Origin of the sequence: Ruminiclostridium josui JCM 17888, assembly GCF_000526495.1 — a bacterium.
In the GTDB taxonomy this organism is placed as follows: Bacteria; Bacillota; Clostridia; order Acetivibrionales; family DSM-1351; genus Ruminiclostridium; species Ruminiclostridium josui.
In genome coordinates, this window is sequence record NZ_JAGE01000001.1 from 1,643,626 (window position 1) to 1,658,947 (window position 15,322).

Sequence of the window (15,322 nt, forward strand, 5' to 3'; positions counted from 1 at the left end):
ATGGATTTTTATAAAAATTATAGATTAGTAGAAGACGGTGATGGCTTTACCCTTGAGTTATACCTAAACCCCGGCACTGAAGAGTTTGCCTCTGAATTTTTAGCAGGTGCTAAAGAAACTACTATAAAAGTTGAAGAACAAATCAAAAAACTTATTCGCGAGAAATTCTCAGATGTCAAGATTAATTCAGTAAAACTAATGCTTGGTACAATGGTAGTAGGAACTCTTTCACTTTTTCCAGTTGCTGCTACAAATGCTGCTGCGGCCACACCAGCAAAAACCTCCTCTGTGGCTTCCCTTAATACTACAGCTACAGTAACAGCAACCAGTTTAAATATGCGCACCGGAGCATCAACAGCCTACCCCATAATGCATGTATTATGGAAAGGAAATGTCGTAAAGATTATAGGAGAATCTAATGGCTGGTACCAGATTAAACTAACGGATGGCAGAACAGGATGGTCAAGTGGGCAGTATTTGAAATTAAACAATCAACAAACTACAAGACAAGAAAAAGTTGACGCTCTCATTGCTTACTCCAAGACCTTTCTTGGTACCCCCTATGTTTATGGAGGTGATTCCCCCAGCGATGGAGGCTTTGATTGCTCAGGTTTTACACAATACGTTTTTGGAAAGCATGGCTATACTTTAAATAGGATATCTAAAGATCAAGCGTCAAATGGGACATTCGTGGCCAAGGCGAATCTGCAGCCCGGTGACTTGGTTTTCTACTCCTTTGAAGGAAACGGAGTTATCAGCCATGTAGGTATATATCTCGGAGGCGGTAAAATGATACACAGCCCTAAAACAGGAGATACTGTTAAAATTACAGACACTACCACAAGCTATTGGACAAGCCGTTATGTAACAGCAAGAAGAATCATTCAGTAAGTTTATGTCTTAAACTCGTTGTATACTAAAAATATAGAAGGATGCTTGAATAGAGCATCCCTCTTATTTTAAAATGTTAACTTAAAGTCTGTTGAAATCCATTAACTCTCATAAAAACTAGTAATTAAAAAAAGATTCAAAGATAACATAATTATCATCATAACACTTGCACAAAGTCTGGTGATATTGGAGGGTTTTAGTAACCTATATTACACAACCACCATGAAAAATGCATTCATATACTTTAGTATCATTATAGAAAATTTCTTCATACCCATTAAACCACTCAAACTCCCCATTCACTACACAATGATAGCTATATTGACCATTTCGATAGATCAAAGGTCCACGATAAGGATATTCTTTAGGAACTAATAATAGACATTCTTTCAGGAAATCACCTGAAAAATCATCAGCAATAACCCGACCAATATAATTCATTGACCAGAATGGAAAGTTATCATACCACATTGCTTCTTCCCCTGAAAATTTTTCTCCTCCCAAATAAGTATCGATATATTTTAGATTACCTTCTTCATAGTAAAAATCATGTGAATTAGGTCTTGAGGAAGTTCCTTCAACCCCACGACCAGCATAAGTCGACTTTTTTGCACGGCATAAAAAATCAATTATTTCTTCATTTGCACAACTTTGCTGTTTACTATATTGGTAAGTGCAATTTTCATCATCATAATCCTTTACAAATTTATCTACACTTACACCAAAATAATTGCTCAAAGCAACAAGTTTATTTATCTCAGGATATGACTGACCTACTTCCCATTTTGCAACAGCTTGCCTTGACACTCCAATAGCTTCAGCTAACTTTTCCTGAGACAATCCTTTCTCTTTTCTTAGAGCCTGTAATTTATCTTGGAATTTCATTTTTTCACCCCTATACGATATTACAGAAATAATTTGAGCATTTCTACCAACCCCTGCTAACAATATGTCAACTATTAGTAGCTATTTAATATAAAGCACAGTTTACTTATGATATGTTTCATTATTAATAATCTTAAAGGCCCTGTATACCTGCTCCATAAGAATAACTCTTGCAAGTTGGTGAGGAAATGTCATTTTTGAAAGACAAAGTCTGTAGTCCGAAATATTTATAAGACTTTGATCCAAACCAAGAGAACCCCCTATAATAAAAGTTATATGGGAATTCCCCGAAATCATTATATTTTCAAGTTTAGCGGAAAATCCTGAAGAAGTTGTCTGCTCACCCGCCAAATCCAGTAATATAACATAGCTTCCCTGCTTAACTCTCTTTAGCAGCCTCTCAGCTTCCTTCTTCTTAACTTGACATTCCTGTGCCTCACTGAGAGAATCAGGTGCGTATTCATCATCTACTTCGATAATTTCCACTTCTGTAAATCTGGATAATCTTTTAGTATATTCTGATACTGCTTCTTTCAAATACTTTTCTTTCAGCTTTCCTACAGCTGCTATTGTTATTTTCATATAAATATCTCCTAACAAAAACACAAAAATAAAGGAAAACCAGAAATTACTGATTCCCCCTTTTTACATTCTTTATTATATTATATTAATTTGTCCAACTCTGTCCCTTAAAGCAACTGCAAGCTCAACGTCACTGCCTACTGCTATCTTTTTTTCATTTAGTGCGTTATATGTTGTCTGGTAGGCAAGCTCTGGGAAATTGTTCTCACTGCTTAAATGTCCCAAAATGAACCTGCTGCAGCCCTTTTCTGCAAGATATGTAATCACCTTCGCAGCATTCTCATTTGATAAGTGTCCGTGGTCTCCTAAAATTCTTTTCTTTAAAGGCCACGGATATGGTCCAACTCTAAGCATTTCAATATCATGATTGGATTCAAGCAAAACCAGGTCATTTCCTACTATGTAGCTCAAAAGTTCGTCACTCATATGCCCTATATCTGTTGCTGTGGTAATCCTTTTTCCTTCTGCAAAAAAATTAAAACCTACAGGTTCAGCAGCATCATGAGGAATTGAAAATGGCCTTATACATATATCTCCGATTTCAAACTCTTCACCGGTATTGAATGCTACTTTGTTTTCAAGCTTTACAGGTCCAAGACCGTTTTCCATTGCACACCAAGTAGACTCATTTGCATATATGGGAATATCTACTTTCCTTGATAGAATCCCTGCACCTCGAACATGGTCAACATGTTCATGAGAAATTAATATTGCACTTAGTTCCTCCGGCTTTTCACCAATGGACGATAGTGCCTCAAGTATTTTTTTACCGCTCAAGCCGGCATCTATAAGAAGTTTTGTTTTTTCTGTACCTATAAAAAGTGCATTGCCACTGCTTCCGCTAAACAAACTGCAAAACTTGACCATTTAATTGACCTCATTGTATATAATTAATCCTCACATGGTACCCTGCTAATATCTGCACCTAAAAGATTCAGCTTTTGTACAAAGTTCTCGTATCCTCTGTCTATATATTTAATATTTAAAACTTCAGTACGCCCCTTTGAAATTAATCCTGCAAGTACCATGGCAGCCCCTGCTCTCAAATCTGTAGCTTTTACAGGTGCACCTGAAAGTTGATTTCCACCATCTATAACGGCAATCCTTCCTTCAACCTTAATCCTTGCGCCCATTCTTTTTAGTTCATCCACGTATTGGAACCTGGAATCCCATACACCTTCTGTAATAGTGCTTACACCTTCTGCAAGACTTAAAAGCACGGTAGCTTGAGGATGAAGATCAGTAGGAAATCCGGGGTATGGCAACGTCATTATGTTTACATTTCTAATCTTATTTCCACCTAAAATTCTTATGAAGTCTTCATCTTCCTGAACGGTAACACCCATTTCAATCAGCTTAGCAGTAAGCGATTCCATATGCTTGGGAATAACGTTTTTTACAGTTACATCTCCACGAGTGGCAGCGGCAGCAATCATAAATGTCCCTGCCTCAATCATGTCAGGGATAATGGAATGTGTTCCTCCGCCTTTCAGGTGATCTACACCCTTTATCTTTATGACATCCGTTCCTGCACCTCGGATATTTGCACCCATAGCATTAAGAAAGTTTGCTACGTCAACTACATGTGGTTCTTTGGCAGCATTTTCAATAGTAGTTTGTCCTTTAGCCTTTACAGCTGCCAGCATCAAGTTTATAGTGGCACCTACGCTTACAACATCAAGATAAATCTGAGCTCCTGTAAGATTTGAAGCATCTACCTTAACAATACCATGCTCAATCTCAACACTCGCTCCCATTGCCTCAAAGCCCTTAATGTGTTGATCAATAGGCCTAAATCCGAAATCACATCCGCCGGGAAGTGATACCTCCGCTTTTCCAAACCTTGCAATCAATGCTCCCAACAAATAGTATGAAGCTCGCATACTTTTTACAAGCTCATACGGAGCTGTCCAGCAATTGATTTCTCTGGTGTCACATATAACGGTGTTGGCATCTTCTTTAGTAATTTTAGCACCTAATTTAACGAGTATCTCCAGTAAAACTTTTACATCCTTGATATCAGGGACATTTTCTATCCGACTAATACCATTTATGATGAGTGCAGCAGGTAAAACAGCTACTGCTGCGTTCTTGGCTCCGCTAATTGTAACTTCACCATTCAGGGGACATGGCCCATTTATTATAAACTTATCCAAACCCTTATACACCAACCTTTTGTATAAACTGTCCAGGCTATAAACAGCAATACCTATTTAATGAAGCAAATGGTAAATCTGTAAATACACCAAATTATGTAATCAAATAGTGTTTGCTATAATATTACACACACGATTTCATTATACCATTTAGATTTAAATTATTCTACCATTATTATCATATATTAAAATTTACCAATCTTAGCTATTTTATTTCTTCGCCATTACGTGCATTAAAATAATACTCTTTTCCGTCGGTACTTCTTATTCTCCAGGATAACCCTTCGTAAAGAGTCTTTGTTTCCTTGTCAACTCCTGTATATCCCTTAAATCCCATATCCACATTACATATGTCAATGCCTTGGTATTTGGTCATCTTTGTTATTAGAATTTGATACGCTGGTATAATATTTATATCTCTTCTTGCAGTAATACTTATAGGCTTTTTATATTGATATTTAAGCTCGCATATTTCCTTGTTTATCACCTGAATCTCAATAAAGTTGTCAAAAACCTCATATCCTTTATAAAAACCCTTATATACTAACAACTTTTCATTTACGTTTTTGGAATCAGTATAATAATCTTGTTTGAACTCATCGAAAGGCAAATTCATTTTAGAAGCCAATGCCTTGAATTTTGCATTGATTCCTTCTTTACTGTCGGTATAAACTTTCACGCTGTTCTCGCCGGTGCCTGTATACTCAAATCCTGAATCTGATGTGAACACAAGCTTATTTGTATCCTTTGTATATGTATCATTCCCTGATTTTACATATCCTTTACCAAGAAGCACCTCTGCTATCTTTGTCTTATTTAGGGGACTCTCCTCGTATTGGAGTATGTAATCCTTGCCTTTATATTTAGGTATGGGACATTCTACATTAATACCATTTTTAGCCATAATCAATCCAGTATTGGTTATAGTTTGTTGGGATACCTGCTCAACCTTAATATTTTTATACCAGGCAAAAGCCAAAACTATATTCAAAATTGTAAAGACTATTATTAAAATTATCTTGGCTTTCTTCCAGTTCATTTGTCCTCCCTCTGGTCATTAGTATTATTTCCCCTTGTACCCTGTTATAATCATTTTTTACAATTCTTTTATTTTTGGCTTAACGGTAGTACATACCTACCATTGTCTTCGGTATATAAGACAAAACTTGGTACTATATTTTCTTTAAGAGCAGAATTTGATAGTACATAATATACTCCGAAATTCTTAACTGACATTTCTTTGTTGCTTAATTCCGGATATTTCTCAAATGCTTTTGAATACATGTATTGAAATGCCCATTGATAATTTAAGGGTTTCCCTACCTTAAACTTGACAGGTATCATTTGACAATGAACTACTCTTTTTGAGTTTGCCTCAATAATTATAGCATTTTCCTGATTATCCATGCCTTTTGCAACTGAATAATCCTTTAATATCAAAGGAACCTCTCCCTCTTGTTCGTTTACCATAATCGAATAATCAAATTTAAAGGTATATGAGTTGGAATTTTCTTCGACTTCACTGAGGTATACATTTACTTTTGATAAAAAATTATTCTGTTTATTAACATCTATAATAAACTCTATTGCTTTCTTATAGGCATCCAATAGCCTAAGATTATATGCTGATGTCTGGCTTCCTGTGTACTTATATTCCAGAACTGAGTTTTTGTATAACCTATACACGATATCAAGTCTTTTAAAAACCACTGAGCCATTAATATCCCTGTCATAGTCATAATCACTGCTTGATTCTCCGAAAAGTTCTGAGGCTATCTTTTCGTAATCTTCATAATCCAGAGAGTTCAAGTCAGCTTCATCCATTCCGGAAAAAGTTGAACATGTAATGCTAGGGTAGGCTTCAACAGTGTTATCGAGCATTGGACCAAGCATATCATTGGGAAAATTTAATTCTTCAGATTTTCCCCACTTTTCAGCAGCAAACTGATAATTTTTTGATGCAGGGTTATCTTTGAGGATATCGTACATTACTGTAAATTCCTCACTTCTCAATGAAGTAATCCTATTAACCAAGCTATATGTATATATATTCTTGTCATCTCTGATATAAAGGGTGTCGCTATATCCATTATCCGGGTCATCCGGACATATTATGATTTTATAAATACCTGAAAGGCCATCTCCTGCTGATGGCTTAAGATTTAGCACCCATTTAACAATATCCGTTGGAATTGAGGTTTTAAACTCAATCATATAAGGTTTGCTGGCTGACAATTTACCCCATAACTTATCATCAAAGGATTGAGTCTTTTGGGGCTTGCTATCCAAAGCTTGAGCTAAATATGTCTTCGCTCCATCCCAAATATTGTTGTAATCCTTTGAGCCATTAGGGATAACAAAGTGATCCCCATCAAAGTCTGTTGACATAACAATTCTTGAAGGTAAAAGATACTTTGATTTTGTGTCCTCTACCGATACCGGTAATGCAATTTTGGAATCAGAAAAAAGAGACGATAAAAAAGGGAAACTACTGGATTGAGTACTCCAGAGAATTCCCACCTGTACTACGCAAAGAACTATTAAAAATATTAAAAACAGTGTTTTAAGCTTTTCGAAATATAAACCAACTTTAGTAGAATTTAATTTTATCATAATATTTTAAAATTTATCTAAAAGCCAATTACGAATATTGTCCAGTAAACTCTTCTTTTCAGCTGCATAAATTATAGTGTAATTCTTGGTTTGCGGGTCATCTTTAGTGGCCTTAGTATAGGCTACTACCCTAATATGGTTTTCACCCTTATATTTTAGTTCAACATTCTTACCAAACAGTTTACTGCTTCCGACCTTAAATGTGTATTCTCCATCAGTGGTCTCAAGTGGTTGATACTTTTCAGTACCTTTATCCCAGTACAGAAACTCAATAAAGGTTTCATCGTATGTACACACACCACAAATTGAGAATATTGGTTTTTCAACTACCTCATTGCCATCTGGTCTAGTAATCTTGACAATATTTGAAGCAGCCATTACAGGCGTTACAAATACAGCCATCAAAACAGAAACTATTATAATAAAAATCAGTAATTTTGATTTCATAATATCACCTCGAGAAAAAACAACTATCTGTACTATTTCCCAGTACTATATACTTATTATAATACAAGTTCTGTTACAATTCCATTACATGGCATTTAAAAAATATTTACACTGCACGTGGTAATTTAACTGTTACCTCTGTGCCTTTCCCCATTTCACTAGAAATACTGATAGTACCGCCGTGTGCCTGTACAATTTCCTTGGCAATAGAAAGGCCTAAGCCTGTGCCCCCCATATCTCTGGACCTTGCCTTGTCTACCCTGTAGAATCTTTCGAACACTCTTGGTAATGATTCCTTTGGAATCCCTATTCCCGTATCCGTAACTTTTACATATATATCGTTATAGATTATACCTACATATACTGTTATTTCTCCATGCTCAGGTGTATACTTAATTGCGTTGCTTATAAGATTTACTATAACTTGCTCTAATCTGTCTTTATCCGCATTTATTGCAGGAATGTCCCCTATTACGTAGCTTTCAAGCTTTTGATGCTTTCTTTGTGCTTCGATTTGCATTCTTTCAACAATGGTTTTTACAATTGTATCCAAAAATACCTTTTCCATTTTCCAATTCATCTGCTGATTATCAAGTCTGGACAACTGAAGCAAATCCTTTACTAATCTAGTCATTCTATCTGCCTCGGAGTCAATTACGCTAAGGAAGCGTTTTGATGTTTCCGGGTCCTCCATAGCACCATCTAAAAGTGTTTCAGTATAACTTTTTATTGAAGTAATAGGTGTACGAAGCTCATGTGATACATTTGCCACGAATTCCCTTCTCATACTATCAAGCTTTTGCTGTTCTGTAACATCATGAAGTACTACAATAATACCCTCAGGTTTTTTATTTGTATCTGTAAATACAGCAAAATAAACCTTTACATACATATCATTGATAATTGTGTCAGATTCTCTCACCGGGGATTCTTCAAAGTAAACTATATCTTCAATTCTGACATCAAGGCCTACCTTAATGGCAAATTCTTTAAAAGGTTTGTTTACTACGTCATCACCAAGGAGCTTTTTAACCGCTGGGTTGGCATGAATGACCATTCCATTTAAGTCAAAGGCTATTACCCCATCAGCCATATAGTTGAGTATTGTCTCAACCTTGTTCTTCTCACTCGAAATTTCGGACAATGTCTTCTTAAGCTCAGATGCCATATAGTTAAAGGTTCTTGTCAGATTTCCTATTTCATCTTCAGACTTAACTGTCAATTGTTCCCCAAAATCTCCCTCAGCAACTTTTTCAGCCTTATGCATAACACTTATTATGGGAGACGTAATTGTCTTTGAAAGCATGTATCCAAGAAGCAAAGACAAAAAAACCGCTATAAGAGCGCTTGTAAGTATCAGGTAATTAAACTTCTCCAATATTGGAAGCCACGCCTCTTCCTGATACGTAAAATAAAAAATTAAATTGTCTTTAGGTTGTTTAATATACTCAAAATACTTACCGTTAGCACCTTTAATTAAACGCTCGCTTTTCTGGAGTTGGTTCCCTGCCCAAATAGACATAAGGCTTTCACTAGTTTTTATATTATTTGCAAATGCCTCAGGATCATCTGTATAACTCTTTTCAGACGAATAAAGGATTCCACCAGTAGAAGTCTGTATGTTTGTTAAATCTATTATTGTCATTCCCAGGAAAGAGGAATTCGCCCCAAAGAATAGGGCATCTCCACTTTCTGTGAAATATTCTAAAAGTTTTTGATTAGATTCCGGAACTCCGCCTCTTACATCTATCCAATTTTTATATCCTGTTTCTATACTGTTTGCAAAGCTGTCATAGTATATATTCTGAAGTCCGATATTAATAACAACATATACTACAGAAACCAGAATAATACACATTGAAATAAAAATGTATACAAGCTTCCACTGCAAACTGTTTAGAAGCCTAAAAAAACCTTTCCAAAATTTCATGCTAACTCCTAAATAAATACGTTTACCACGATTAATCTAAATTTTGTTGAAATAGTATCCAACTCCTCTTTTAGTAACAATGTACTGTGGATTTGCAGGATCCTGCTCAAGTTTTTCCCTTACTCTTCTGACTGTAACGTCAACAGTTCTTACATCCCCATAATATTCATAGCCCCAAACCTTTTCCAGAAGAGTTTCTCTTGAAAATATGGTTCCCTGCTGTGCTGCAAGAAATTTTACAAGTTCAAATTCACGGAGAGTGAGCTCAATAGTTTCTTCTCCTCTTTTAATTTCATACCTGTCTATATCAATAGTTAAATCCCCATACTTGTTTATATGAGAATTAGTATTCTCCTTCGGCTGCTCACTGGGTATAAGCCTTCTAAGGTTTGCCTTGACTCGTGCCATAAGTTCTCTCGGACTAAATGGCTTTGTTATATAGTCATCAGCTCCCAACTCGAGCCCCAGAACTTTATCCACTTCTTCTTCCTTTGCAGTCAGCATAAGAATAGGTGTTGAAATGGACTGTCTTAATTTTCTGCATACAGTGAATCCATCCATTTTAGGAAGCATTATATCCAACAAAATAAGATCCGGATTCTGGGAAAGTGCAAGGTTCACTGCTTCCTCTCCATCATAAGCCTCTATTGTATCATAGCCTTCCTTTTTTAGGTTGAATTTCAATATATCGACAATATTTTTCTCATCGTCTACAATTAAGATCTTTTTGTTCAAAATTACACCCCTATCAAATTTTTTTATGCATCTCTACACTAAAGTCTACCTGAATTATACCATTAATTATTCGTAATTAAAAATTAATATTTTGGTAATATTGCTTTTTTATATAAAACAGAAGGAGTATAAACATTATACTCCTGTAACTTAGACGTAATCTTTTAAAAAAAGTTCCAGTATTATTTATAATTTGTTATAAAAGTATTATAAGCAATCAAATAGTCTAATTTTGCTTTTTCTAATGCTATCTGTGCCTCATCTTCATTAGCTTTTACCTTTTCATAATCCACCAGCGTAATCTGTCCTAATTTATACTTAGCAGATGCAGCTTGGGAAAGTTTTTTTGCTTTTTCACATTCAAGCTTGTTTATTTCTATATCATCGCGTAAATTTAGAAGAGTATTAAAGTCGGTTCTTACTTTTAAACTTACATCCTTTTTAATTTCTTCCAAAGCATATTCCGCATCAAGCATACGATCTTCAATTTCTTCTATTCCGTTACTGTCTGGCTTATATGAATATTTTTTTACTATATCATATTCCAGACGAATTTCCTCTAAATCTTTTTGCGCTTTTAATATATCATGGTTGTTTAAACTCTGACTTTCTACAGCATTTTCTATATTAATATTATCTATACTATTAATCGGAATATTTACTTTTTTCAGATTAATGCTGCTGCTTAGTTCAAATCCAAGTAAACCATTTAATTTAATTATTTGAACATCTCTTTCTCTAATAAGGTTGTTAACTTTCTGCTGTTCTTGATTTATTGATATTTGAAGGTTTGTAACAGTAGTTTGGACCTCTACACCGCCCTTTACCTGTTTCTTTTTAACTTCTAGCTCATTTTGCAGTCGTTTTACTGCTTTTTCTCGCAAAGTAATCAAAGTATTTTTATTTAATATCTCATAATATGCTTTTGTTACGTCGCTTTCAAGTGAATCAGCTTTATTTTGTTTTTCCCACACCAATTGGTCTATTTGATTCTTTCTCTGCAGCGGATATAGAAGCTCTTCTTTTTTATTTGATATCAGTTCAGCGTCATCATCCCAGCCTTTAGCCATTGCGGAAAATGACTTTGCATATGCTAAATCATAACGTTGTTTTGCATATGTAATCTTATCGTCATAAAGCTTCAGTTCTTTATTATTGCTAAGAGCTGTCTGTATTGCTGACTCTAGGCTTATTTCTCCTGATGCCTGTGCGGGAGTGAATATACTTGTATTAAGTAATATTAATAAGCCTAATATTATACTACCTATAGCTTTTGCTCTCATTTTTCATCATCTCCTTAAATTAATTGTATCCAGGGCCTATATTGCAAGAGTTTTTCAATTTATATATTGCATAATCAAAATCCCTAGCCTTATTGTCATAGTCGCTTTGAGCTAATTCCAGTGAAATCACGGCCGTATTGTAATCCAAGATGCTCAATGATTCGGATCTAAGTATCAGCTTTGAAACTTCAAATTTTTTCTTTTCATATTCAAGAGACAATTTTGAGTTTTCCATAGTTTTATGCTTGTCTATAAGGTCTGCATATGCACTCTTTAATTCCTGCTCTATTAAAATCTGCTTTTCTTTTATTTGATTGGTTATATCTGAAATCTGCAATTCCATATTCTTTTTATACAAATCCAGTTCAGAATTGCTAAATTCAAATGAGTAGATTAGGTTAAAAGTATATAATTGGATTTCAGCTGCCTTTAAATCCATTTTAAGTGAAGTAATCTCATTTCTGTTTACCAACGCTTTTTTAAGGTAATTTTCATATTTATCTATCTTGTAATCAGTATTTACTTTATATGGCACAAGGGTAACATCCGTATCTATACTGATTCCCAATTGCCTATTAAAAGACATCTTCAGGTTTTGCAGAGTTCTTTTTAGCTTATTTAATTCAATACCCTGTTTTTTATATTCCGTTTCAATTGTTAATCTTTCAGTTTCTGAAATTAATCCATTTTTATAATCCTTTTCCGCTTTATTTAATCTCTGCCTTTGAATTTCATATGTCTTCTGTGCTAAATCAATATTTTTTGTTATGCTCAATATTGAATCAAAGGTTTGTCTTATACCGTTCTCAATAGATAAATATGCAAGTTCCTTATTCAAACAACTCTTTACAATCGTGGCACATGCCACGGCATCAGGAAAATCCTTTGGATTAATTTCAGGCTCAAGTTTAATTTCTTTTGCCTCAGCGGTACCGGCTAAAACTGTATAAAGCATCAGAAGCTCACCTTGTTCATCAAGGCTCATTAGCTTACGTGAAGTTAATTTGGCATATAATTCATTCATCCTGTCTACCATTACGTATCTATCAGTGTTAAGTACATCAACAGCGTAGGAGCCTTCATATTCCTTTCTCAAATCTTTAATAGTCCTTCCAAGACGAGTCAGCTGTCTGCTATTTTTTACCGCAAGCTGTGTTGCATCTTTAAGCGTTAATGTCATTGTACTTTTCTCTGTTGCACATATATTTATAGATGAAAAAGTAAATGAGAACAGTAACATAAAAATTATAACTTTTTTGTACATTTTATCCCTCCATTTCCATATACGGGTTTGTCCTAACAAATGTCTGGAATGCAAAAGAGAATAGCAGCATATCCACTATTCTCTTTAAAATTGGTTAAAGCTTATTTGTCAGAACCCATGATAACCTGCACAGAATTAAACTCAGAACCTGAAGATTTAAACAATCCAGAGATGTCTTTGAGTGAAGTGAATCGAATTGTATACCTGTTGTTAAAATCCAGCTTATCAAATTTGAGTATCATTGTGGTAGCATTAATATAATTTACAGAAGTCGGTATCTTCTTAACTGTATTTATACCGTCACTATACTCAAGTACATAATTTGAGTTTAGTATGTTTGGAGTTTCTAGTGAAATCTCTCTTGAAAAAGTCAATTTAACTGCATCCTTTGCAATTATAATTGCACTGCTTATATTAGGTTTAACTGCTTTTAATTCTGTATTACATGGAAAGGAAACATAAATCAGCGTTCCAACCGGATTACCCATATAATCCTTTAGTGATGCCTGTACAACCAGTTTATAACTATCCCTATATTTAAACTGACTGTCATTTCCAAGGAATAATCGCACCTTTTTAGGCTGTTGTGAATCGAAATATGCCTTGACCGGTATTGATGAATACATTGTATTTGTAATACCTATAAACGTATAGTTATTGTTTATGGAAGCAGACTCACTATCTAATTCGCGGTTAAAATACACATCAAGAGTGCCGGTATCAATAACCTTTACATCGGTAACATTCAAGACACCGCTGTCAGTGTATTTCCCGGAAAATGAGTATAGTCTCTCTGTAATGCTTTGCTGTCTTGAAATATCATTAAGATCAAAAATCATAAGTTTATACTCCTGAGTGGAATCCAATCCGCCATTTATGGTCAGAAGCACACTTTTACCGTTGCTGGCTACGTCAGGTGCAACTACAGCCTTTGTAATCTGAATCTGATAATCAGCCTGGGAAGTAAGTCCATAATTGTGTATATACTGAGCACGAGTAGGATTAACCTGCTTATTAAAATCAATTCTTATGGTCTTGCTGTTCAATGCATATATTTTATCAACTGCAAATTCCACATTATCTTCATTTATACTAATAAATGCCCCAGAGTCACCCTCGGCTTCTCCCAAACGAACACCATATTCGCTGTTAAGATCGCCTGAAACTTTTATATGGTATTCTTTATCAGGTGCAAGGCTTATACCTTTCAATGTCAATGAAACTGCATTTTTCTGAGAGTCCAGAGCCTTCACCGCGATAGTACTTGCACTGCCTTTTAGTATCTCAGTATCACCGTCAAAAATTGAATAGAACGTTGGATCTTCTGCATTAATATTAACCGGCTGTGTAAAATAAATAATTATTGAATTCTTACTTACAGGTTTTATACTGCTTATTTTAAAGAAGTCAGAAATTATCTCCTTTTGTACATAACCAGGAAATGCTGCTTCTACATATGGGAGCTTTATGTTGTCATCCATATCAGATACATTAGATATTCTTAAAAAATAATTCTTTTGCGGAACCTGCAAAGCAGTTTTTATAGTCACTGTATTTCCTTCCTGCTTAACAATTGAGGCATTTAGCACTTCATTGTCATTACCGAAGGTATTTATCTTTATATCGTCTGCTGTAAGCTTCTGAATTTCTTTATTAAACTTAACAACAAGTGTCATGGCACTTTGTGGGATGATTTCGGCTATTTCAAGTTTATCAGCCTCTGTTAATAATCCTGCTAATATAGCTGCATCAATTTTAATTGCCCCATTACTTATAAGTGTTTTCAGAACTGATACCTGAGAATCATTGGGATTTATGCTAAGTGTATGATATAGCAGCTCTACCACATCACCACGTTTATATTCGTTGTTTACATCTGTCTTCTCTAGATACGAGCTGTCTGTTACCAATCCAGTTTCATATGCCTTTGTATATACTTCAGTTCCTGTAAATTCACTATAGCCTATGGCTTTTAAAACCATAGTCAAAAAGGCCTTCTCATTTAACCTGTCATTGGGTCCGAAATTCCCGTTGGGATATCCAGCAATAATACCGTTTTCGCTACAATATCCTACATACGGAGCATACCATGCAGACTGTACTACATCCGGAAAGTGGGATACTCGTAGTCTATCTTTCTCCTGATTAACATATTCAGCCTTGCCCAATAGCTTTACTATAAAAGTAGTTGCCTCGGCTCTCGTTAAATATCCATCAAGGTTGAAACCTGTGTTTGTTCCTGATAATAATGAAATCTTGTTCAATGCTGTTGCTTTCTCATCTGTTGTCATACTATCCTCATTACCAACTGCAAATGCCTGCGTAAAAGATAGTAGGCAAATAATCAAAGCCAATACTAGAGATAATTTTCTTCTTATGTACATTGTGTCCCCCTTTTGCTTTCCTGAAATATTCCCTCTGTTTACCATTATATCAATATAGTTATCTACAATAAAGGCAAATTTTCGTGATAGGGTCGTATTTAGGTTACATATTTGTAAACTCTGAAGAAAAACTCAAAAAAGGAACTGCCCTA

The 15,322-nt window shown here is 35.0% G+C and carries 13 protein-coding genes; 1 reads left to right on the forward strand and 12 read right to left on the reverse strand.

Going from position 1 to position 15,322, the window contains the following annotated elements; translation table 11 throughout:
• Positions 1–891, forward strand: coding sequence for a C40 family peptidase (locus K412_RS21345; protein ID WP_024832577.1), 891 nt, complete (start codon positions 1–3; stop codon positions 889–891).
• Positions 892–1,095: 204 nt separating this feature from the next.
• Here the strand turns inward: K412_RS21345 and K412_RS0107775 are convergent, their stop codons facing one another.
• The 12 genes from K412_RS0107775 to K412_RS0107830 all read right to left on the reverse strand — a co-directional run bounded on the left by K412_RS0107775 (position 1,096) and on the right by K412_RS0107830 (position 15,170).
• The gene (locus tag K412_RS0107775) at positions 1,096–1,776 is read right to left on the reverse strand and encodes a DUF5680 domain-containing protein (protein WP_024832578.1); all 681 of its coding nucleotides are present in this window, start codon (positions 1,774–1,776) and stop codon (positions 1,096–1,098) included.
• A gap of 102 nt (positions 1,777–1,878) precedes the next feature.
• Complete coding sequence (gene rlmH, locus K412_RS0107780) at positions 1,879–2,358, reverse strand: 23S rRNA (pseudouridine(1915)-N(3))-methyltransferase RlmH (RefSeq protein ID WP_024832579.1); 480 nt, start codon at positions 2,356–2,358, stop codon at positions 1,879–1,881.
• 75 nt (positions 2,359–2,433) lie between these two features.
• Positions 2,434–3,225, reverse strand: coding sequence for an MBL fold metallo-hydrolase (locus K412_RS0107785; RefSeq protein WP_024832580.1), 792 nt, complete (start codon positions 3,223–3,225; stop codon positions 2,434–2,436).
• Positions 3,226–3,248: 23 nt separating this feature from the next.
• Positions 3,249–4,514: a UDP-N-acetylglucosamine 1-carboxyvinyltransferase gene (locus K412_RS0107790; protein ID WP_024832581.1), complete on the reverse strand. Its 1,266-nt coding sequence runs from the start codon at positions 4,512–4,514 to the stop codon at positions 3,249–3,251.
• Between the two features lie 205 nt (positions 4,515–4,719).
• On the reverse strand, positions 4,720–5,553 hold the full coding sequence (yycI, locus tag K412_RS0107795; RefSeq protein ID WP_024832582.1) for a two-component system regulatory protein YycI: 834 nt from the start codon (positions 5,551–5,553) through the stop codon (positions 4,720–4,722).
• Positions 5,554–5,621: 68 nt separating this feature from the next.
• The gene (locus tag K412_RS0107800) at positions 5,622–7,127 is read right to left on the reverse strand and encodes a hypothetical protein (RefSeq protein WP_024832583.1); all 1,506 of its coding nucleotides are present in this window, start codon (positions 7,125–7,127) and stop codon (positions 5,622–5,624) included.
• A gap of 6 nt (positions 7,128–7,133) precedes the next feature.
• Positions 7,134–7,574: a hypothetical protein gene (locus K412_RS0107805; protein ID WP_024832584.1), complete on the reverse strand. Its 441-nt coding sequence runs from the start codon at positions 7,572–7,574 to the stop codon at positions 7,134–7,136.
• Positions 7,575–7,680: 106 nt separating this feature from the next.
• A complete protein-coding gene (pnpS, locus tag K412_RS0107810; protein WP_024832585.1) occupies positions 7,681–9,504 on the reverse strand; it encodes a two-component system histidine kinase PnpS in 1,824 nt (607 codons plus the stop codon).
• Between the two features lie 36 nt (positions 9,505–9,540).
• Complete coding sequence (gene yycF, locus K412_RS0107815) at positions 9,541–10,239, reverse strand: response regulator YycF (RefSeq protein ID WP_024832586.1); 699 nt, start codon at positions 10,237–10,239, stop codon at positions 9,541–9,543.
• A 182-nt stretch (positions 10,240–10,421) separates the two neighbouring features.
• Positions 10,422–11,522, reverse strand: a complete 1,101-nt coding sequence (locus K412_RS0107820) for a TolC family protein (RefSeq protein ID WP_024832587.1) — start codon at positions 11,520–11,522, stop codon at positions 10,422–10,424.
• A 19-nt stretch (positions 11,523–11,541) separates the two neighbouring features.
• On the reverse strand, positions 11,542–12,786 hold the full coding sequence (locus K412_RS0107825; protein WP_024832588.1) for a TolC family protein: 1,245 nt from the start codon (positions 12,784–12,786) through the stop codon (positions 11,542–11,544).
• A gap of 101 nt (positions 12,787–12,887) precedes the next feature.
• On the reverse strand, positions 12,888–15,170 hold the full coding sequence (locus tag K412_RS0107830; protein ID WP_024832589.1) for an S-layer homology domain-containing protein: 2,283 nt from the start codon (positions 15,168–15,170) through the stop codon (positions 12,888–12,890).
• Positions 15,171–15,322: the final 152 nt, after the last annotated feature.